This window comes from Rhodococcus sp. NPDC058505 (assembly GCF_042720095.1).
GTDB lineage: Bacteria > Actinomycetota > Actinomycetes > Mycobacteriales > Mycobacteriaceae > Rhodococcus_G.
On the sequence record NZ_JBHXNB010000003.1, the window covers coordinates 1 to 20,742 of the forward strand.

Genomic DNA, 20,742 nt, shown 5'->3' on the forward strand with positions numbered 1-20,742 from the left:
CCGTGGGTGATGCCGTCGGATTCGAGGTAGTCGATGAGGGCGCGTTTGAGGACGGGGTTGTTGTGTCCGTAGTTGAGTGCGCCTGCGCCTGCGAAAAAGTCGACGTAGTCGCGGCCGGTCTCGTCCTGGATCCAGGTGCCCCTGGCCCGGGTGAACACGGTCGGCCAGGACCGGCTATAGCTGCGAACCTCGGATTCGCGTTGGTCGAAGATCGTCGTGTCGGGCGAGAGAACTGTGGTCATCGGCGTCCGCCTCCGTGGATCGGTCCTATGGTGTACAGGTCTTCTGCGGCGTGCCCCTCGGGGAAGTGGTCGGCCGCGAACAGGGGGCGGGCATAGATGCCGGTGTCGCGCCGCCTGGCGAGTGCGGTGAACATCGCAATCGACGAGGGATTGTCCGCCGTGATGGTGGTTTCGAGGAACCGGACACCGAATCCTCTTGTCCAGTCGAGGATTCGGTCCAGCATCGCGACACCGACACCCCGCCCGCGGGCGGCCTCGTCGACCGCGACCTGCCAGATGAACAGGGTGTCCGGGGATTCGGGACGCACATAGCCGGTGACGTACCCCGCCACCCGCCCGTCGATCTCGGCGACGGCGGACGTGTTCGGGAAGTCGCGGCACCACAACAGGTAGGCGTACGCCGAGTTCACGTCGAGCACCCGCGAATCCTTCGCGATCTGCTGCATCCGGATGGAGTCGGACAGGCGCGGCCTGCGCAGCACCGTCGTTCCTTCGTGCGCGGGAGGGTCGAGAAGGTCGGGCATGGGCCTCCGTTCGGCTTGGCCCGTCGCCGCGCTGACACACGGGGGACGGGGAGCGTCTTCGCCGCTGATGACACGAGCGGCTAGGCCGCTGATGACAGGAGCGCAGCCCGGCCGCAGTGTCGGGCGCGGCTCGGCCGCGCTGTCAGGTGACGGCTTCGCACTCCAGCGTGCGCGAACGATGTTGAGGTGATCCGGTCGCCTGTTTTGCGATCGTGTTACGGATCCGATTCGGGGAGACACGGAAGCGTGATGGTGAATCTGGCCCCGCCGCCGGGGCGATCCCCGCAGGTCACCGTCCCTCCGTGCGCGGCAACGGTCTCGGCGACCAGCGCCAGACCCAGCCCCGTTCCCGACCCGGTCGCCGAGCGCCGCCCCGGATGGGCGGTCGCGAAGCGTTCAAAGATCCGATTCCGATCGGCGGCCCGGACGCCGGGGCCGCGGTCGTCCACGTCGATCAGGACCACCGGCCCGCGCACCCGGATCGTGATGCCGACCAGGCCGCCGCCGTGCCGGTCGGCGTTGTCCATCAGATTCGCCAGCGCCCGCTCCAGCGCCAGCTTGCGCCCCTCGACCCGGCCGTCCGACTCGATCGTCACCAGCTGCGGGGACCGACGCGAGCGGACCATGGTGTGGGTGAGCAGGTCCGCCACCGACATCGGCTCCAGCTCGTCCTGGTGCAACCCCGCCTCGGACCGCGCCAACGCCAGCAGGTCGTCGAGCAGCCGTCGCAGGTGGTCGAGTTCGGCGGTGATCAGGTCCAGCGCCCGACCGGACCGCTCCGGCATCTCCCTTCGCTGCCGATCGAGCACGGCGACGCTGGTGATCAGCGTGGTCAACGGCGTGCGCAGTTCGTGACTGACGTCGCCGAAGAACCGGCGCTCGCGCTCGATCCGCTGGTGCAGCGAGTCCACCATCGTGTTGAAGGAGGTCGTGATCGTGTCCAGGTCCCGATCCCGGGTGAGGGTCAGCCGGGTGGTGAGATCGCCGCCCGAGATCTGGGCGGCCGTCCCCGCGAGTTCGTGCAGCGGCTTCAGGACCCGCCGACTCGCCCAGAACCCGACCGCGGCGCCGGCGGCGGTGGTCAGCATCGCGCAGGAGATCAGGACGATGCGCAGAATCCGCAGCGTCGAGTGCAGTTCGTCGAGCGGCGCCAACTCGTACAGGATGTCGCCCGCATCGTTGAGGACCAACCGCACGCCGATGTAGGGCCTGCCCGCAATGGTGGCGTGCATGGTCGCGCTGCCCTCGTCCGCCGACGACGCCCGCAGCTCGTCGGGCAGCAGGGTCGGTGCGATGCCCGGGTCGGAGGTGGACCACCGCGCCTGCCGGTCCAGCAACAGCACGGTGCCCGCGGGCAGATCGACCGCGCGCAACACATCCTCGGCGGGGGCATCCGACGCGTACAGCACGCTGCGGACGAAGTCGGCGTGGGTGGCGGTCTGGCGCTGCGCCGACCGCTCCCGCTGTCCCACCATGTACTCGCGGCTGGTGGTGAACACGGCCAACGACAGCACCAACGACACCAGCGCCGCCCCGACCGCGAACGACAGAATGACCCGGTTGCGCAGACCCAGCCCACGCAGGCGGAACCTACCGCGGGGCATCGAACCGGTAGCCGAGTCCGCGGACGGTGACGACGATGCGCGGCGCCGACGAGTCGTGCTCGATCTTGGTCCGCAGCCGGCGCACGTGCACGTCGACGATCCGTTCGTCGCCGAAGAAGCCGCGATCCCACACCCGCTCGAGGAGGATGGCGCGGCTCAGGACCAGCCCCGGCGACTGGGCCAGCTCGCACAGCAGCCGGAACTCGGTCAGGGTGAGGTGCACCTGCTCGTCGCCGCGCCGGACGACGCCGCCGCCGGGGGAGAGCACCAGCGGGGCCCGCGGGTCCGGGTCGAGGATGATGTCGGCGGGCGTGCTCGGTTCGCCGGTCGCACCGGCGCGACGGCGCAGGGCCCGCATCCGGGCGGTGATCTCCTTGATCTCGAACGGCTTCGTCACGTAGTCGTCGGCGCCCGCCTCCAGCGCGGCGACCACGTCGTGGGTGTCATCCCGCGCGCTGACGACGATGATCGGCACGTCGTGGCCCTGCCGGACCAGGCGGATGCATGTGAAGCCGTCCATCTCGCCGAGCATCAGGTCGACGATCATCACGTCCGGGGGACCGCTGCGTCGGAGGTGGTCCAGCGCGGTTTCCGCGTCCGGCGCCTCGTCGACGTCGTACCCCTCGTCCTCGAGCGCCAGCCGCAGCGCGGCCCGGACACGGTCGTCGTCCTCGACGATCAGCAGATTGGCACCCATCACTCCATACTGGCAAACGCGGTGACGCCGCCCCGGCGCGGAGGGCTCACCCCCACCCGAATGCGCTGGTCGCGGCCTCCACCGCGAGCGGTACCGCCGGGCTCCGGTCTGGCGCGAGATCGTGCCCCCTCCCGTCGACGAGGACCAGGGTGTGCGGCGCGGCGATCAGGTCCATCGCCGCGCGCATCTCGTCCGGAGTGCCGAACGGGTCGCGGGTGCCGTGCACGAAGACGGCGGGGCAGCGCAGATCCGGCAGGTGCGCGGTGCGGGCCTTCTCCGGTTTGCCCGGCGGGTGCAGGGGGTACGAGAACAGCAGCAGTCCGTCGCAGATCCCCGGCCGCTCGGCGGCGATCATCGACGCCTGCCGTCCGCCGTACGAATGGCCGCCGAGCACGACCGGCGCGGTGACCGACTCGCGGATCGCGTCCGCCGCGGCCGCGATGCCGTCCCGGTCCTGGCCCGCGGTGGACGGGCTCGGGGGTCCCTTCGGTCGCCGCTGCCGAAACGGCAGGTCGTAGCGCAACACCAGCACGCCCGCTGCGGCGAAGTCGGCGGCCGCACGCTGCAGCAGTCGCGCGGTGCGGTCGCCCCCCGCTCCGTGCGTCAGCAGCAGCGCCGCCACCGGATCGCCCGCGGGTCGGTGCAGGTCGCCGACGACCCCGTCGCGTTCGAACAACTCGCTCATCCGGACAACCTCCGGCCGTTGCGGGTGGCTACTTCGCGACGGTCAGCAGGAAGGCAACGTCCTCGACCGCCTCGACGCGGTGCCGGACGGCGGGGATCACCAGCAGGTCGCCGGTCGATCCCTTCCAGGAGTCGTCGCCCGCGATCAGGGTGAGGGTGCCGCTGAGCACCAGGAGCGTTGCCTCGCCGGGGGAGTCGTGCTCGGCGAGCTCCTGCCCGGCGGTCAGCGCGACGACGGTCTGCCGCAGGCTGCGCTGATGGCCGCCGTAGATCGTCTGCGAACTCCGTCCACTGGACGCGGCGTTGGCGAGCTTGAGTTGTTGCCGCGCAACGGCGGTCAGCGACTTCTTGTCCATGGGGCTGCCTCTCGCTGGGAAAGACCGACTGGGAGGTCCTGCCCCTGCAGTATGGCCCACCCTGCGCCGGGCGGCGGAGAACTCGCCGGGACGCTCAGGCTCGGGCGTAGGTGACGAAGCGGAATCGGGTGCCGTCGCGGCTCGACTCCTGCCAGTCGCCGGTGCTCAACGCGACCCACTCGGGGCCGAGCGCGGGGGCGTACGCGTCGCCGTCCACGTCGAGGTCGACCTCGGTGACGACCAGCCGATCGGCCCGGCCGAGCGCGGCGGCGTAGATCTCGCCGCCGCCGATGACCCACGCCTCGTGGTTGTCGGCGGCCAGGGTGATCGCGTCGTCGACGGAGTGCACGACCTCGGCGCCGTCCGCGGACCAGTCCCGGTCCCGGGTGACGACGATGTTCCGGCGATCGACCAGCGGCCGGAACCGCGGCGGCAGCGAGTCCCAGGTCCGCCTGCCCATGATCACCGGGTGTCCGCTGGTGACCGCCTTGAAGGCGGCCATGTCCTCGGGGATCCGCCACGGGATGGTGTTGCCCCTGCCGATCACGCCGCCGCGGGCCTGCGCCCAGATCGCGCCGAGCATCACACCGCCACCGGTGCCTTGATGGCGGGGTGGTGCCGGTAGCCGGTGATCTGCACGTCGTCGAAGGTGTAGTCGAAGATCGAGTCCCGCTTGTGCAGCGCCAGCGTCGGGTACGGGTACGGGTCGCGCGACAACTGCTCGGTGACCTGGTCGAGATGGTTGTCGTAGATGTGGCAGTCGCCGCCGGTCCAGATGAACTCGCCGACCTCAAGACCGGTCTGCTGCGCGACCATGTGGGTGAGCAGCGCGTAGCTGGCGATGTTGAACGGCACCCCGAGGAACAGGTCCGCGCTGCGCTGGTACAGCTGGCAGCTGAGCTTCCCCTCCGCGACGTAGAACTGGAAGAACGCGTGGCACGGCTGCAGCGCCATCGCGTCCAGGTCGGCGACGTTCCACGCCGAGACGATCATCCGCCGCGAATCCGGGTTCGTTCGCAGGGTCTCGATGACCTTGGTGATCTGGTCGATGTGCTCGCCGTCCGGGGTCGGCCAGGACCGCCACTGCACGCCGTACACCGGGCCGAGCTCACCGTCGGCGTCCGCCCACTCGTCCCAGATCGTGACGCCGTGCTCGCGCAGCCAGCCGACGTTGGAGTCGCCGCGCAGGAACCACAGCAGCTCGTACACGATCGACTTGAGGTGCACCTTCTTGGTGGTGACCAGCGGGAAGCCCTCGCGCAGGTCGAAGCGCATCTGGTGACCGAACACGCTGCGGGTCCCGGTGCCCGTCCGGTCCGCCTTCGGGGTCCCGGTGTCCATGACGAGCCGGAGCAGGTCTTCGTACGGGGTGTGCACGGCGGCCATTCTAGGCGGCTCCGCCGCCCGTGAGTCCTTCCGGCCCCGTGAAGGACCGGAAGGACTCACGGGCGCTAGCCTGCGCCTATGCGTGAACTCCTCGTGATCGGCGTCGGCGCCGGTGACCCCGACCAGGTGACGATCCAGGCAGTCAAGGCCATGAACCGGGCCGAGGTGTTCTTCGTCATCGGCAAGGGCGAGGAGAAGCAGGACCTCGTCGACCTGCGCACCGGCCTGCTCGACGAGCACATGCGTGGCGACTACCGGATCGTCGACATCGTCGACCCGCCCCGCGATCGGACCCCGAGCAACTACGAGGGCGTCGTCGACGACTGGCACGACCGCCGCGCCGCGATCTTCGAGGAGGCCTTCGCGGCGGTGGACGGGGTCGGCGCGATCCTGGTGTGGGGGGACCCGTCGCTGTACGACAGCACGCTGCGGATCGTCGAGCGGGTGCTCGGCCGCGGCGTCGTCGACTTCGCCTACACGGTGATCCCCGGCGTGACGAGCGTGTCGTCGCTGGCCGCGCAGCACCGCATCGTGCTCAACCGGATCGGGGAACCGGTGCTGACCACCACCGGACGGCGGCTGCGGGAGGGTTTGCCCGACGGCGTCCGGGACGCGGTGGTGATGCTCGACGCGGAGAACAGCTTCACCACCCTCGGCGGGGACTGGGACATCTGGTGGGGCGCCTACCTCGGCACCCCCGACGAGACGCTGATCGCCGGGGACCTGCGCGAGGTGTCGCAGGAGATCGTCCGGGTGCGGGCCGAGCTGCGGGAGCGCAAGGGCTGGATCATGGACACCTACCTGGTCCGCAGGCGCTGACACCGGGACGCCCCTAGGCTGGGGGCATGCCCGAACTGCCCGAGGTGGAAGCCCTGGCCCAGTTCCTGCGCGACCACGCGGTCGGCGCGGTGATCGGACGGGTCGACGTGGCCGCGCTGAGTGTGCTGAAGACATTCGACCCGCCGATCGGCGACCTGCAGGGCCGCGACATCAGCGGCGCCGCCAGGTTCGGCAAGCACCTCGGCCTGCGCTGCGGCGCGGAGGACGGGCTGTGGCTGATCACGCATCTCTCCCGGGCAGGCTGGCTGCGCTGGCAGGACAACCCCGGCCAGACGCCGCCGAAACCGGGGAAGGGTCCGCTGGCGTTGCGACTGCACCTGTTCGCACCGGACGGCACCACCCCCGCGATCGACCTCACCGAGGCCGGAACCCAGAAGCGGCTTGCGGTCTGGTTGGTGCGCACCCCCGCCGAGGTGCCCGGCGTCGCGAGGCTCGGCCCGGACGCGCTCGACGTCACCGATTCCGCGCTCGCGGACCTGTTGTCGAGGTCGGCGGCGCGGATCAAGAACACGCTCACCGACCAGTCGTTGCTTGCCGGGATCGGCAACGCCTACTCCGACGAAATCTTGCACGAGGCGCGGCTCTCGCCGTTTGCGACGGCGAACAAGTTGTCGCCGGAGCAGGTTTCCACGCTGCACGCGGTGATGCGCTCGGTGCTCGGCGACGCCGTCACCCGGTCGGTCGGCCAGGACGCGGCTCGGCTCAAAGGGGAGAAGCGTTCCGGGATGCGGGTGCACGCCCGCACCGGGCTGCCCTGCCCAGTCTGCGGGGACACGGTGCGCGAGGTCTCGTTCGCGGACCGGTCCTTCCAGTACTGCCCGACCTGCCAGACCGGCGGTAAGGTCCTCGCGGACCGGCGGATGTCGAAACTGCTGAAGTGACCCGAACGGTCCGGTTCCCCCGATTTCGGGGGAGGCCGGGCTACCGTTCGGGTCGGCCCTGCACCGGGCAGGGTGGCAACTCGGGAGGTGCACTCTTGTTCGGACGGACCATGATCGGCATCATCGCCGTGAGCGCGGCACTGTTCACCGCGGGCTGCGGCAGCGACGACTCGACGCCGACAACCACCACCACGCCGACACCAACAACAACCACCACCACGACGGCCGCAGCGACGACCACCACGACGACACCGGCGTCCGCGCCTGCACAGGCCCCTGCCGGGGTGCCGGTCCCGGCATCCGAGGTGCCGCACCACGGGGCGGTTCCACCAGCCCCGGTCACCACCCCGGCGGCGGGCCCGGTCGGGGCGGACGGCTCGACCGGCAATAACCTGACCGCGGAATACTGTGCGCAGAACGAGGATCCGGGCTGCCCGGCCGGGAGTTTCGTGGGGCCGAATGCGATCCCGAACCCGGATGGCAGCGGCAACTACGTGCCGTGTGAGGGGACCATCTGCACCAACCCGGATCACGGCGCAGGCACGGACCCGCAGGAGAACGGCGGCGCGGTGATGGAGAACCCGAATGGCGACGGGGAGGCGGTGCCGTGCGAGGGCACCATCTGCACCAACCCGAACAACGGTGCGGGGGAATAGCACTCGCGAACAAACCCACCCGAGATCGTGGCGATTCCACGGTCTCCGGCGCACATGATTCGAGTGGGGTCCCGGTCGGGGCCCCACTCGAATCATTGGTGCGGCGGTGTCGGGTCCGCTACCCGGCGAGTTCCTCGGCCGCCCCGGCGGAACCGGTGAAGAAGCTCACCGCGCCAAGCAGGTCGCTCGCCGCGCCGGTGAAGTCGGCGGCGAAGTCGAGGAACGGAATGATCTCGGCGGAACCCATCAGTGCTCTCCTGTGTCAGTGCATCGAACATGGACGGGACGGGGACGTCCCGGGAATGAGCATCCGGCGCGGCAGCGGCGTATCGCAATGCCGTTGACGCGACCTTGACGGTGGCCGCCGCGGATCTTGACGCGCAACCTCACCGGCGGTGCCGGTAGTCCAACCATGCCCGGCGCTTGTCCCCGTCCGGGTCGTGCTCGATGCGGGCGGGGGCATCGACGATCAGTGTTTCCCGGTTCTCGATGCTGTACCGCGGCCAGGTGTCCCGTGGCCTGCCGTACCTGGCGAAGTGCAGCCAGTGCGTTTGCATGATGTTGGTGACCATGCGCAGGCCGTCCCTCCCGCCGAGCGCGGACGCGGCCTTCCCGAGCGGGTGGTCGACCGCTCCGAACACGGCGAGCAGTTCGGTGGCGTGCGTTGCGCCGAACCCGGTCCAGCGCAGCAGGTTCGGTGCGAAGTCATATCGGTAGGAGTAGGTCGGTGCCGCTGCGGTGTGTCCCTGCGCGACGAGGATCGACGGCTCCCAGAAGGTGACGTCGCCGCCGAGTTGCACCGCGGCGCGCCGCCCGGGGTAGCGGGGGTAGGCGGTGAGGATGCGTGACCTCACCCGCGGCTGCGTCTCGGCGAACATCTTCTCGATCCGCACCGGGTCGGTGGGGATGATGTCGAGGAAGCGCGGGAACATTGTGCCCTCGTTGGCGTTCGTGCCGACGATCAGCGGCACCGGATGCGCATGACCGGCGGCGAACGCGTCGAGCGGATGCCGGGGCAGCAGGTCCCCGTCCACGACCGGCGCGAACGCGCGGGTCCCCGGCGCCTCGTCGGCGCCGCGCGCGACGAGGGCGTCGCCTGCACGGACCATCGCCTCGGGAGTGGCCGAGGTGAGGGCCCGGACCGGGTCGCCGTCCGCGCCGAGCAGCTCGAGAAACTCCGCCGACCACGCCGTGGCGCGGTCACGGCCGTACGCGGATGCGGCGGGCGGGCTTTCGGCGATCGCCTGCCGGAATAGGCCGGCCGCGGCTGGCGTGCACATCAGGGTGGTGACGGCGTTGGCTCCGGATGACTCCCCGAACACCGTGACGTTCTCGGGGTCGCCACCGAACGCGGCGATGTTGCGTTGCACCCACTGCAGCGCCGCGATCTGATCACGCAGGCCGAGATTGGAGTCGAATCGCCGCCGGGGTGAGGAGAGGGCGGTGAAGTCGAGATAGCCGAGTGCGCCGAGTCGGTAGCCGATCGAGACGTACACGATGTCGCCGCGGCGGACGAGTGCGTCACCGCGGTACAGCGGGGTGGACGCCGCTCCGCCGCTGTATGCGCCGCCGTGGATGAACACCAGCACCGGCCGGGGTTCGATGCTCGGGGTCGCTGGGGTGAGAACGTTCAGGGTCAGGCAGTCCTCGCCGGTCCGACCCGGCCCGGCCATCCGCCCCGACTGCGGGGGCGCGCAACCGAATTCGATGGCGTCCCGCACCGCCGTCCATGGGGTGAGCGGCTGGGGAGACCGCAGGCGCAGGTCGCCGACCGGTGGGGTCGCGTATGGGATCCCGCGCCACGACCGCAACCCGTGCTGTTCACGGCCCTGCACCGGCCCGTCGGCGGTGGTGACGACCAGGGGATCAGCCACGGCGTGCCTCCAGCAGTCGCAGCCACACCTCGGCGACCGTCGGGTAGGCGGGAACCGCGTGCCACAGGGTGTCCAGGGGCACCGATCCGACGACCGCGACGGTGGCGGCGTGCAGCAGTTCGGCGACCTCGGTGCCCACGAACGTCGCCCCGAGCAGGGTGTCGGATGCGCGGTCGATGACGAGCTTCGCGTGCCCGGCGAAGTCGTCTCGGGTCAGGGACGATCCGGCGACGGCGATGTCGAGGTCGACCGTCTCCACATCGAAGCCCGCAGTGCGGGCGTCCTGCTCGGTCCGGCCGACCGAGGCGACCTCCGGGGTGGTGAACACCACCTGCGGGACGGCGGCCCGGTCGGAGGTCGCCGCGTGCCGGGACCCGTCGATCGGCCGGGACTCGGCGCGGGCGGCGATCACGTCGCCGCAGACCCGGCCGTGGTACTTGCCCATGTGGGTCAGGGGTGTGCGCCCGGCGGCGTCGCCGACCGCGTACAGCCACTCACCGGGTACCCCGACGACGGTGAGGTGGTCGTCGGTGCGGAGGGTGTCGATCCCGAGCGTGGACAGGCCGAGGTCACCGGTGGCAGGCCTGCGTCCGGCCGCGACGAGCACCTCGTCCACCTGCAGGTCGGTGCCGTCGCGGAGGGTGAGGGTCACCGGTCCGCCGTGGATCCGGCCGATGCCGGTGGCGCGTGGTGCGTTCCGGTGCACCGATGCCACCTCGGTGCCCGTCCGGACCGTCACCCCGCGGGACCGGAGTGCGGCAGCAACGGCGTCCCGGGCGAACGGTTCCGCCGTCGTCAGCAGACCGGGCCCGCGGACCAGGAGCGTCACCTCGCTGGCGCCGAGGTCGAGCAGCCAGGTCGCGGCCTCGCAGGCGACGACGCCGCCGCCGACGATCGCGATCCGCTCCGGGACGTCGACCAGGTTGGTTGCGTCGCGGGACGTCCACGGCAGCGCCTCCCGCAGTCCCGGGGTGGCGGGGATGGTCGCGGTCGATCCGGTGGCGAGGACGACGGCGCAGCGGGCCAGCACGGTCCGGGCCCCGTCCGCCCCGGTGACCTCGACGGTGCGTTCCCCGGTTACCCGGCCCGCCCCGCGGATCACGTCGACGCCGACCCCGGCCGCCCAGCAGACCTGCCCGGCGTCATCGTGCTGGGAGGTGAAGGTGTCCCGTCGCGCCAACACCGCCGGGACGTCGAGTGCGCTGTCTCCCAGCGGTTCCCGCACCCCGGGCATCGCTCGCGCGGAACCGCGGACGGACCCGGGGCGGAGCAACGCCTTGCTGGGCATGCAAGCCCAGTACGAGCACTCGCCGCCGAGCAGTTCGTGCTCGACGATCACGGCGGTCCGGTCGGAACCCGCGACGGCATACTGTGCGGCGATCTCGCCGGCCGGGCCGCCGCCGATGACGACGACGTCGTACTCGTTCGCTGCTGCTTGCGGCATGGGACCACCGTAGAGGGCCCACGGAATTCCTTCAGTTCATCCACAGGAACGGGGCGCATACTGGAGGTTCAACACCCGTCCGGCCGCGGGTGGCGTTGTCGAATCGTCGTGGAGTGCAGTGTGATGGCCCCGAGTTCGGTGTGGAAGATGTGGGGGAGCGAAGTCGAGGTGCGGGTCACCGAGTGGGCGGCCCTCGCCGATGCGGCTGCGCTGACGGAGGCCGCGATGGCGCAGGTGAAGGCCGTCTGCGACCTCGGAAGCGGAGATGCGGAGATCCACCGCCTCAACCAGGCGCAGGGCACCCCCGTCCGGGTCAGCACCGAACTCGGCGGTCTGATTCGTGCTGCGTTGTGGGCGGCCCGGATGACGGGCGGTGCGGTGACACCGGTGTCGATCGAGACCCGAGATCCGATCGGCACGGTCCCGATCGCCCCGTGCTTCCACGACGTGCGGGTCGACGGCGACACCGTCTTCGCGCCGTTCGGCACGTTCCTCGACCTCACCGCGACCGCGAAGGCCGGGACCGCGCATCGGGTGGCCCGCCGCGCCGCCGACGATCTCGAGTGCGGGGTGCTGGTGCGGGTCGACGATGTCGTCGCGACCTGGGGGCACTGCCCGATCGGCGGGTGGCAGGTCGAGACCGGCGTCGCCCGGCGGGCCGGGGGTGCGGACCGTGTCGAGGTGCGGGCGGGCTCCGCGATGGCGTCGGCCAGGGCGCCCGCCGTCTCGTCCGACGGGCCGGACCCGGGAGTCGACTGCGTCACCGTGATCGCGGATGACGGACTGTGGGCCTACGCGGCGGCGATGGCGGCGGTCGGTCGGGGTGTCGCGGCGCTGCGCTGGCTCAGCGAGAACGATCTGGCCGCGCGGGTCGCCTACCGGCACGGCAGCGTGCGGACCACCGACGCCTGGCTGCACCTGCCGCCGCATGGGCACGTCGCGTGACGGGCGACCCGACGGCGCTCAGACCGCGCGCCCGCGCCTGCCGCGGTACCAGCGCACCAGCGTGTCGGTCGACGAGTCGGACTGCGGCTGCGGGGCGTCCGCTGCGGTGAGGACCGGCTCAAGTTCGAGTGCCTGTACCTTGCCGAGTTCGACGCCCCACTGGTCGAACGAATCGATCCCGAACACCACACCCTCCACGAACACCTGATGCTCGTACAGCGCGATCAGCTGGCCGAGCACGGACGGCGTGATCCTCGGCGCGAGGATCGTCGTCGACGGCCGGTTGCCCGGCATCACCTTGTGCGGCACCAGTTCCGGGTCGGTTCCCTCCGCAGCGATCTCCTCGGCGGTCCGGCCGAACGCGAGGACCTTCGTCTGGGCGAACAGGTTGCTCATCAGCACGTCGTGCATCGACCCGACGCCGTCGATGGTGGCGAGATCGTCGGTGGGTTCGGCGAATCCGATGAAGTCGGCGGGCGCAAGCCGGGTGCCCTGGTGCAGCAGTTGGTAGAAGGCGTGCTGGCCGTTGGTGCCCGGTTCGCCCCAGAAGATCTCCCCGGTCGGCGTCGACACCGGGGACCCGTCGGCCCGCACCGACTTGCCGTTCGACTCCATCGTCAGCTGCTGGAGGTAGGCAGCGAAGCGGCCGAGGTCGTTCGAATACGGCAGCACCGCACGCGAATCCGCGCCGAAGAAGCTCGAGTACCAGACGCCGATCATGCCGAGCAGGACCGGGGCGTTCGACTCGAGTGGCTGCTCGGCAAAGTGCCGGTCGATCAGGTGGAATCCGGACAGAAACTCGCCGAAGGCGTCCCGGCCGATCACGCACATCAGCGACAACCCGACCGCCGAGTCCACCGAGTAGCGGCCCCCCACCCAGTCCCAGAACCCGAACATGTTGGCCGGGTCGATGCCGAACTCGGCGACCCGATCGGCGTTCGTCGAGACCGCGACGAAATGCTTCGGCACCGCCTCCTCGCCGAGCGCCGCCACCAGCCAGCGGCGGGCGGCCGTCGCGTTGGTGAGCGTTTCCAGTGTGGAGAACGTCTTCGAGGCCACGATGAACAGCGTCGTCGCCGGGTCCAGGCCTGCCAGCTTGCCGACCAGGTCGGCGGGGTCGATGTTGGAGACGAACCGTGCGGTGACGCCGGAGTCGACGTAGTGGCGCAGCGCCCGGAACGCCATCACCGGACCCAGGTCGGAGCCGCCGATGCCGAGGTTGACGACCGTGGTGATCCGCTCGCCGGTGGCGCCGCGCCACTCGCCGGAGCGGAGCCGGTCGGTGAACCCGCCCATCCGGTCGAGGACCTCGTGCACGTCCGCCACCACGTCCTGGCCGTCCACGATCAGCCGCGCGTCGCGCGGCAGTCGCAACGCGGTATGCAGGACGGCGCGGTCCTCGGAGGTGTTGACGTGCTCGCCGCGCAGCATCGCGTCGCGCCGCTCCTCGACGCCTGCCGCGCGCGCCACCTCAACCAGCAGGCGCAGCGTCTCCCGCTCCACCCGATGCTTGCTGTAGTCGATGTACAGGTCACCGGCGGTGACGGTGAGCTCGGTGCCCCGGCCCGGATCCTCGGCGAACAGCTCACGCAGCTGTCGGTCGGCGACCGACTCGTGGTGCGTGCGCAGCGTCTGCCAGGCGGGGGTGGTGGTGATGTCGAGGCTCATGATTTCGACCCTATCGGCCGCGGTCGGCGAACGCTGGTGTGCGCTGTCAGCGCCCGAGACGCCCACGGCCGAGGCGCAACAGCAGCATGGCCAGGGTGTGACCCTCCTGGCCGAGCTCGCCGAACCGCTCGAGCACCTTCATCTCGCGGCTGTGCACGAGGCGGGGACCGCCGGAGGCCATCCGGGTGCGGCCGATGATGCGGGAGACCTCGGTCCGCCGCTTGATCGCGGCGAGGATCTCCGCGTCGAGCCGGTCGATCTCCTTGCGCAGCTCGTCGATCTCGGCCTCACTGGTCGGGATCGCGATGTCGTCGGTGCCGGTCGCCGGGTCGTTCTTGGCGGCGTCGTCGTGCGATGAGATGGGGGCGCCCATGTCTACTCCTCGTGTCACACACTGGATCGTTGTCGGTCCCGCGGGTCGTTACCCGATCCAGGCCGTCTCACGAAAAGGGCCCCGGATCCGGTTGCGGACCGCGGGGCTCGTGGATTGGTCAGGCCACGGGCACCGGAGTCCGGTACCCGTAGAAAAATCGCCACTGCAGGCGATTGTCGGCGCTGAGCATGCCCTCATTTTGCCATGCCCGGCGGCACCCGCCGCCGCGTGGGTGGTGCCGGGGCCTGCTGTCGGTGTGCGGCGGTAGCGTGGACAGGCGATGAACACATTCTCCGCCGCATCATTCTCCGGCGCAGCCCAGGCCGGCCTCCGTACCTCGACCGCGGATCTCCTCGATGGGTTGAACCCGCCGCAGCGGGACGCGGTCGTGCACACGGGGTCGCCACTGCTGATCGTTGCCGGTGCAGGATCGGGCAAGACTGCGGTCCTGACCCGCCGCATCGCCTACCTGCTGGCGGAACGCGGCGTCACCCCCGGCCAGATCCTGGCCATCACGTTCACCAACAAGGCAGCAGCGGAGATGCGGGAACGGGTCGCGCAGCTCGTCGGCCCGCGCGCGACCAGCATGTGGGTGGCGACCTTCCACTCGACCTGCGTTCGGATCCTGCGGATGCAGGCCGCGCTGCTGCCCGGGGTGAACTCGAACTTCACGATCTACGACGCGGACGATTCGCGGCGGCTGCTGACGATGATCTCGAAGGACCTCGAGATCGACCAGAAGAAGTACTCGGCGCGGCTGCTGGCCACGCACATCTCCAACCTGAAGAACGAGCTGATCGGCCCGGAGCAGGCCGAGACCGACGCCGCGCAGGACCCCAACGAGGTGGTGCGGCTGGTGGCCCGGGTGTACGGGCACTACCAGGCCCGGCTGCGCGCGGCGAACGCGTTCGACTTCGATGACCTGATCGGCGAGACGGTCGCGCTGCTGCAGCAGCACCCGCAGGTTGCCGAGTACTACCGGCGCCGGTTCCGGCACGTCCTCGTCGACGAATACCAGGACACCAACCACGCCCAGTACGTCCTGGTGCGCACGCTGGTCGGGGAGGCGAGCACGCCGGACGCGGCCGCCGTGCCGCCGTCGGAGCTGTGCGTGGTCGGTGACGCGGACCAGTCCATCTACGCGTTCCGCGGCGCCACCATCCGCAACATCGAGGAGTTCGAGCGGGACTATCCGCAGGCCCGCACGATCCTGCTGGAACAGAACTACCGTTCCACCCAGAATATTCTCACCGCCGCCAACGCGGTGATCTCCCGGAACACCGGCCGCCGCGACAAGAAGCTGTGGACCGACTCCGGTGAGGGCGACCTGATCACCGGGTACGTCGCCGACAACGAGCACGACGAGGCATCCTTCGTCGCGTCCGAGATCGACCGCCTCGTCGACGCTGGTGACGCGAAGTTCGGTGAGGTCGCGGTGTTCTACCGCACCAACAACTCCTCGCGCGCGTTGGAGGAGGTGTTCATCCGGCTCGGCCTGCCCTACAAGGTGGTCGGCGGGGTCCGGTTCTACGAGCGCAAGGAGGTGCGTGACGTCGTCGCCTACCTGCGGGTGCTGGAGAACCCGGACGACACGGTGAGCCTGCGACGGATCCTCAACACCCCGCGCCGGGGCATCGGGGACCGCGCGGAGGCCTGCGTCGCGGTGCACGCCGAGCAGCGCGGCATCGGGTTCGCTGCCGCGCTGCGGGACGCAGCGGCGGGCACCGTCCCGCTGCTGAACACCCGCTCACACAAGGCGATCGCCGCGTTCGTCGACATGATGGACGAGATCCGGGACGGGATGCAGCCCGACGACACCGGGCTGATCGACATCGGCGACGTGGTGGAGTCGGTCCTCGACCGGACCCGCTACCGCGCGGAACTCGAGGCGAGCAGCGATCCGCAGGATGGGGCGCGACTCGACAATCTGAACGAACTCGTCAGTGTGGCAAGGGAGTTCAGCTCAGATGCCCGCAATGCGGTGGGCCTGGACACGGAGATCGACGAGTCGCTCGAGGGCGCACTCGCGGCGGCCGGCGAGGACGATCCGGCCCTCGGCGAGGGCGAACCCGATCCGGGATCGCTTGCCGCGTTCCTGGAGCGGGTGTCGCTGGTCGCGGACTCGGATCAGCTGCCGGACAACGGTGACGGCGTGGTGACGCTGATGACGCTGCACACCGCGAAGGGGCTCGAGTTCCCGGTCGTGTTCGTGACGGGCTGGGAGGACGGCCAGTTCCCGCACATGCGTGCCCTCGGCGACCCGGCGGAGTTGTCGGAGGAGCGGCGCCTGGCCTACGTCGGCATCACGCGTGCCCGCCAGCGACTGTACGTGACGCGCGCGGTGCTGCGGTCGGCGTGGGGGCAGCCGATCACGAACCCGGAATCGCGGTTCCTGCAGGAGATTCCGCAGCACCTGCTCGACTGGCGCCGGGAAGATCCGGGACCGGGTGCTGGGGGCGCGATCGGCGGGGGCCGGTTCCGCGGCGGCCAGGGGTACGGCGGCGGCTACGGCACCGGAGGGGGTGTCGGTGGCCGCGAGCGGGCGGAGTCGACGCCGAGCTTCGGCGCGGCCCGACCCCGCAACAACCACCTCGTGCTCGCGGTCGGGGACCGCGTCAGCCATGACAAGTACGGCCTCGGGACCGTCCTCGAGACGAAGGGTGCAGGCACGACCGCGACGGTCACCGTCGACTTCGGCTCCTCCGGCAAGGTGCGGTTGATGCTCATCGGCGGTGTGCCGATGGTCAAGCTGTAGACCGGGCCCGGGCCGGGCCATGGCCCGGCCCGCGTGGTGCGGGAGCCGATCAGTCGCGTTCGACGCCGAGGCTGATGCCGCGGGTGGCGAGCCACGGGATCGGGTCGATCTTGTCGTTGCCCGCCAGGTGCACCTCGAAATGCAGGTGCGGACCGGTGGAGAAGCCGCGGTTGCCCATGCGGGCGATCTGGTCGCCCGCCATCACCTGCTGGCCGACCGACACCAGCGACGAGTCGATGTGCCCGTAGACGGTGATGGTGCCGTCGGCGTGCTGCAGCCGCACCCACATGCCGAAGCCGGAGGCGGGACCGGAGTCGATGACGACGCCGTCGGCGACCGCGTAGATCGGGGTGCCGATCGCATTGGCGATGTCCACGCCGGCGTGAATCGTTCCCCACCGCGAACCGAAATGGGAGGTGAAGGTGCCCACCGCGGGGAGGGCGAACAGCGGCCTGCGGGCCGCGGCCTCGCGGGCGGCGCGCTCCTCACCGAACCGCTGGCCCTTCGCGAGCAGGTTCGAGAACTGGGTCAGGTCCGCGGGATCGGCGACGTTGAGCACCTGCGGGGCCTGCGACGGTGCTGCGCCTTCGGTGGTTGCGGCGAACTGTGCGGCCTGCGGCGCGGCGGTGGAGGCGATCGCGGACGCGTCGTCGGCGGCGAGGGCGATCTCGGGTGCCTGCTCCGGCCCGCTGTTCGCGGCCTGGCCCGCGGCGACCACGGCGCCTGCTGCCACCGCGACGACGGCGGCGCGGCCCTTGAGGGCGGTGGGTGGGGTTGGGATGCGGTGCGCTCCACCGCGCCGGGCGGGAGCTGCAACATTCGCGAGGTCGGACACCCGTGTGAGGTCGGCATCGGGGCGGTCCGTTGGCGCCGGTGTGTCACCGGGCAGTGCCGCGGTGACCGTGGTCGGGCTGTCGTCGAACGGGTCGGGGTGGAACGGGGTGTTGCGGTGATTCATGGAGCCGTGGGTCTCGAGACGTGATGACCCGGTGTAACGCTGTGCCGAGTACTGCGGATGTGACTGTCTGCCCGCGTCGTCGACGACGAACCGGTCGCTGCGCCTGCTGGTCTGCTGCGCCGGTCCCGGTCGGGAGGTGACGGTCTGGGCTGCGAAGTCCCGCCTCGGTTCGAGGTCCGGTGCGGGGGTGGTGCCGAAGTCGCTGGTCGTGGACGGTGCGCGGTGTCTTGACAAGAACCTGCCGTCCTCTCGCTCGTGACCTGCCTGTGACTTGGACTCAGCGACGGTAACGAAACGGTCGCAGGAGCCGCAACCTCTGGCGGAAGACCCGCCGTGGAGTTGTGATATGCATCACAAATCAATAACGGGCGATTCCGACATAAGGTCCACCGGGTGTTCGTCGGCGCAGCCGCAGGGTGGGGCGGGTGGGCGTGGGGGCGCCCGAGGGCGTATACCTGATCGGGTGACCCTTGACCACCGGTCGGGTTGTCGCGTCGATGGTCGCGCCAGGGATGCTGGCCGGGATCGTCGGCACGGTGCTTCGCGCAGGCGTCGCTGGAGCGGTTTTCGGCCCAGCGGCCCGTGGCCTGCGGCGTATGCATCCGATGTCGTGACATAGGCCACATAGCACCAAGGCGAGGGCCGTGTCACGGAATCAACTAGATATTGTCCCGGACGGACCCGCTCCTACCCCTCGAGCGGGCGTCAACGCAGTCAACGCAGACGAGACGGTGAGCAGATGGATCTCTTCGAATACCAGGCGAAGGAACTCTTCGCCAAGCACGACGTGCCCACGTCGGCCGGCCGTGTTACCGACACCGTCGCCGGTGCCCGCGCGATCGCCGAGGAAATCGGCAAGCCCGTGATGGTCAAGGCGCAGGTCAAGGTCGGCGGCCGCGGCAAGGCCGGTGGCGTCAAGTACTCGCCCAACGCGGACGCCGCGCAGGCGAACGCCGAGGCGATCCTCGGCCTGGACATCAAGGGCCACGTCGTCAAGAAGCTGCTGGTCGCCGAGGCGAGTGACATCGCCGAGGAGTACTACATCTCCTTCCTGCTCGACCGCACCAACCGCACCTACCTGGCGATGTGCTCCGTCGAGGGTGGCGTCGAGATCGAGGTCACCGCCGAGGAGAACCCCGACGCCCTCGCGAAGATCCCCGTTGACGCCGTCAAGGGTGTCGACCTGGCGTTCGCGCGCAGCATCGCCGAGGCAGGCAAGCTGCCCGCAGAGGTGCTCGACGCCGCGGCCAACACGATCCAGAAGCTGTGGGAGGTCTTCATCAAGGAAGACGCTCTCCTCGTCGAGGTCAACCCCCTCGTCCGCACGCCCGACGACCAGATCCTCGCCCTCGACGGCAAGGTCACCCTGGACGCGAACGCCGACTTCCGTCAGCCCGGCCACGCCGAGTTCGAGGACAAGGACGCCACCGATCCCCTCGAGCTCAAGGCCAAGGAGAACGACCTCAACTACGTCAAGCTCGACGGCGAGGTCGGCATCATCGGCAACGGCGCGGGCCTGGTCATGTCGACCCTGGACGTCGTCGCCTACGCCGGTGAGAAGCACGGCAACGTCAAGCCGGCCAACTTCCTCGACATTGGTGGCGGCGCCTCCGCAGCGGTCATGGCGGCTGGCCTCGACGTCATCCTGAACGACGTCCAGGTCAAGAGCGTGTTCGTCAACGTCTTCGGCGGCATCACCGCCTGTGACGCGGTCGCCAACGGCATCGTCGGCGCCCTGGAGACCCTGGGTGACGAGGCCAACAAGCCGCTCGTCGTCCGTCTCGACGGCAACAACGTCGAGGAGGGTCGCCGCATCCTCGCCGAGGCCAACCACCCGCTGGTCACGGTCGTCGCCACCATGGACGAGGCCGCCGACAAGGCCGCCGAACTCGCGTTCGCCGCGAAGTAAGGGACACAGAACAATGGCTATCTTCCTGACCAAGGACTCCAAGGTCATCGTCCAGGGCATCACCGGCGGCGAGGGCACCAAGCACACCGCGCTGATGCTCAAGGCGGGCACTCAGGTCGTCGGCGGCGTCAACGCCCGCAAGGCCGGCACCACCGTGTCGCACACGGACAAGGACGGCAACCCCGTCGAGCTGCCCGTCTTCGCTTCGGTCGCCGAGGCGATGGAGAAGACCGGCGCGGACGTCTCGATCGCGTTCGTCCCCCCGGCGTTCTCGAAGGACGCCATCGTCGAGGCCATCGACGCCGAGATCCCGCTCCTGGTGGTCATCACCGAGGGCATCCCGGTGCAGGACTCCGCCTACGCGTGGGCCTACAACGTCGAGAAGGGCAACAAGACCCGGATCATCGGCCCGAACTGCCCCGGCATCATCACCCCGGGCGAGGCGCTGGTCGGCATCACCCCGGCCAACATCGCGGGCAAGGGCCCGGTCGGCCTGGTCTCCAAGTCCGGCACCCTGACCTACCAGATGATGTTCGAGCTGCGTGAGTACGGCTTCTCGACCGCCATCGGCATCGGCGGCGACCCGGTCATCGGCACCACCCACATCGACGCCATCGAGGCGTTCGAGAAGGACCCCGAGACCAAGCTCATCGTGATGATCGGCGAGATCGGCGGCGACGCCGAGGAGCGTGCGGCCGACTACATCAAGGCCAACGTCACCAAGCCGGTCGTCGGCTACGTCGCGGGCTTCACCGCTCCCGAGGGCAAGACCATGGGCCACGCTGGCGCCATCGTCTCCGGCTCCTCGGGCACCGCTCAGGCCAAGAAGGACGCCCTCGAGGCGGCAGGCGTCAAGGTTGGCAAGACGCCGTCCGAGACCGCCGCACTCGCGCGCGAGATCCTCGAGACCCTGACCGTGGGCGCGTAAGCACCCCCCTGGTTCACG

General features: G+C 70.1%; 21 protein-coding genes. 7 read left to right on the forward strand and 14 right to left on the reverse strand.

All coding sequences use genetic code 11. The features are described 5' to 3' along the window. The 8 genes from ACFWPA_RS03070 to ACFWPA_RS03105 all read right to left on the reverse strand — a co-directional run. A partial coding sequence (locus ACFWPA_RS03070) for an aminotransferase class III-fold pyridoxal phosphate-dependent enzyme (RefSeq protein ID WP_378569627.1) occupies positions 1-242 on the reverse strand: 242 nt, incomplete at its 3' end. Beyond that, the gene (ectA, locus tag ACFWPA_RS03075; protein WP_378505573.1) at positions 239-766 is read right to left on the reverse strand and encodes a diaminobutyrate acetyltransferase; all 528 of its coding nucleotides are present in this window, start codon (positions 764-766) and stop codon (positions 239-241) included. The genes ACFWPA_RS03070 and ectA, both read right to left, overlap by 4 nt. 215 nt (positions 767-981) lie before the next feature. Next, positions 982-2,370, reverse strand: a complete 1,389-nt coding sequence (locus tag ACFWPA_RS03080) for an ATP-binding protein (protein ID WP_378505574.1) — start codon at positions 2,368-2,370, stop codon at positions 982-984. After that, positions 2,357-3,067, reverse strand: a complete 711-nt coding sequence (locus tag ACFWPA_RS03085) for a response regulator (protein ID WP_378569628.1) — start codon at positions 3,065-3,067, stop codon at positions 2,357-2,359. Before ACFWPA_RS03085 ends, ACFWPA_RS03080 begins: the two co-directional genes overlap by 14 nt. A gap of 46 nt (positions 3,068-3,113) precedes the next feature. Continuing rightward, positions 3,114-3,752 carry an alpha/beta fold hydrolase gene (locus ACFWPA_RS03090; protein ID WP_378505576.1) on the reverse strand — a complete coding sequence of 213 codons (639 nt, stop codon included), beginning with the start codon at positions 3,750-3,752 and terminating at the stop codon, positions 3,114-3,116. Between the two features lie 28 nt (positions 3,753-3,780). Beyond that, positions 3,781-4,107, reverse strand: a complete 327-nt coding sequence (locus ACFWPA_RS03095) for a cupin domain-containing protein (RefSeq protein WP_378505577.1) — start codon at positions 4,105-4,107, stop codon at positions 3,781-3,783. 94 nt (positions 4,108-4,201) lie between these two features. After that, positions 4,202-4,690, reverse strand: coding sequence for a dihydrofolate reductase (locus ACFWPA_RS03100; RefSeq protein WP_378505578.1), 489 nt, complete (start codon positions 4,688-4,690; stop codon positions 4,202-4,204). Next, positions 4,690-5,493 (reverse strand): thymidylate synthase, encoded by an 804-nt coding sequence (locus tag ACFWPA_RS03105; RefSeq protein WP_378505579.1) that lies wholly within the window; start codon positions 5,491-5,493, stop codon positions 4,690-4,692. Before ACFWPA_RS03105 ends, ACFWPA_RS03100 begins: the two co-directional genes overlap by 1 nt. Before the next feature lie 78 nt (positions 5,494-5,571). Between ACFWPA_RS03105 and cobF the strand changes: the two genes are divergently transcribed. The 3 genes from cobF to ACFWPA_RS03120 all read left to right on the forward strand — a co-directional run bounded on the left by cobF (position 5,572) and on the right by ACFWPA_RS03120 (position 7,870). Continuing rightward, positions 5,572-6,312 carry a precorrin-6A synthase (deacetylating) gene (gene cobF, locus ACFWPA_RS03110; RefSeq protein ID WP_378505580.1) on the forward strand — a complete coding sequence of 247 codons (741 nt, stop codon included), beginning with the start codon at positions 5,572-5,574 and terminating at the stop codon, positions 6,310-6,312. 26 nt (positions 6,313-6,338) lie between these two features. After that, complete coding sequence (locus tag ACFWPA_RS03115) at positions 6,339-7,214, forward strand: Fpg/Nei family DNA glycosylase (RefSeq protein ID WP_378569629.1); 876 nt, start codon at positions 6,339-6,341, stop codon at positions 7,212-7,214. Positions 7,215-7,309: 95 nt separating this feature from the next. Further along, complete coding sequence (locus ACFWPA_RS03120; RefSeq protein ID WP_378569630.1) at positions 7,310-7,870, forward strand: hypothetical protein; 561 nt, start codon at positions 7,310-7,312, stop codon at positions 7,868-7,870. A gap of 118 nt (positions 7,871-7,988) precedes the next feature. Here the strand turns inward: ACFWPA_RS03120 and ACFWPA_RS03125 are convergent, their stop codons facing one another. The 3 genes from ACFWPA_RS03125 to ACFWPA_RS03135 form a co-directional block, all read right to left on the reverse strand. Beyond that, the gene (locus tag ACFWPA_RS03125; protein WP_378505583.1) at positions 7,989-8,117 is read right to left on the reverse strand and encodes a hypothetical protein; all 129 of its coding nucleotides are present in this window, start codon (positions 8,115-8,117) and stop codon (positions 7,989-7,991) included. 139 nt (positions 8,118-8,256) lie between these two features. Further along, a complete protein-coding gene (locus tag ACFWPA_RS03130; RefSeq protein WP_378569631.1) occupies positions 8,257-9,744 on the reverse strand; it encodes a carboxylesterase/lipase family protein in 1,488 nt (495 codons plus the stop codon). Beyond that, positions 9,737-11,188 (reverse strand): dihydrolipoyl dehydrogenase family protein, encoded by a 1,452-nt coding sequence (locus tag ACFWPA_RS03135; RefSeq protein WP_378569632.1) that lies wholly within the window; start codon positions 11,186-11,188, stop codon positions 9,737-9,739. The genes ACFWPA_RS03130 and ACFWPA_RS03135 overlap by 8 nt, the downstream gene beginning before the upstream one ends. Before the next feature lie 123 nt (positions 11,189-11,311). On the opposite strand from ACFWPA_RS03135, the gene ACFWPA_RS03140 reads away from it, so the two are divergent. Further along, entirely contained in the window at positions 11,312-12,133 is an 822-nt protein-coding gene (locus ACFWPA_RS03140; protein WP_378569633.1) for an FAD:protein FMN transferase, read from the forward strand. A gap of 18 nt (positions 12,134-12,151) precedes the next feature. Here the strand turns inward: ACFWPA_RS03140 and pgi are convergent, their stop codons facing one another. After that, the gene (pgi, locus tag ACFWPA_RS03145; protein WP_378569634.1) at positions 12,152-13,801 is read right to left on the reverse strand and encodes a glucose-6-phosphate isomerase; all 1,650 of its coding nucleotides are present in this window, start codon (positions 13,799-13,801) and stop codon (positions 12,152-12,154) included. A 46-nt stretch (positions 13,802-13,847) separates the two neighbouring features. Further along, complete coding sequence (locus ACFWPA_RS03150) at positions 13,848-14,174, reverse strand: chorismate mutase (protein WP_378505599.1); 327 nt, start codon at positions 14,172-14,174, stop codon at positions 13,848-13,850. A 280-nt stretch (positions 14,175-14,454) separates the two neighbouring features. Between ACFWPA_RS03150 and pcrA the strand changes: the two genes are divergently transcribed. Next, positions 14,455-16,929 (forward strand): DNA helicase PcrA, encoded by a 2,475-nt coding sequence (pcrA, locus tag ACFWPA_RS03155; protein ID WP_378569635.1) that lies wholly within the window; start codon positions 14,455-14,457, stop codon positions 16,927-16,929. Between the two features lie 49 nt (positions 16,930-16,978). On the opposite strand, the gene ACFWPA_RS03160 is transcribed toward pcrA, so the two are convergent. Beyond that, a complete protein-coding gene (locus tag ACFWPA_RS03160; protein ID WP_378506027.1) occupies positions 16,979-17,887 on the reverse strand; it encodes a M23 family metallopeptidase in 909 nt (302 codons plus the stop codon). Positions 17,888-18,626: 739 nt separating this feature from the next. Between ACFWPA_RS03160 and sucC the strand changes: the two genes are divergently transcribed. Together sucC and sucD are read left to right on the forward strand one after the other, a co-directional pair. Then, positions 18,627-19,796: an ADP-forming succinate--CoA ligase subunit beta gene (gene sucC / locus ACFWPA_RS03165; protein WP_378569636.1), complete on the forward strand. Its 1,170-nt coding sequence runs from the start codon at positions 18,627-18,629 to the stop codon at positions 19,794-19,796. Positions 19,797-19,809: 13 nt separating this feature from the next. Further along, on the forward strand, positions 19,810-20,724 hold the full coding sequence (sucD, locus tag ACFWPA_RS03170) for a succinate--CoA ligase subunit alpha (RefSeq protein WP_378505602.1): 915 nt from the start codon (positions 19,810-19,812) through the stop codon (positions 20,722-20,724). The last annotated feature ends 18 nt before the right edge of the window (positions 20,725-20,742 follow it).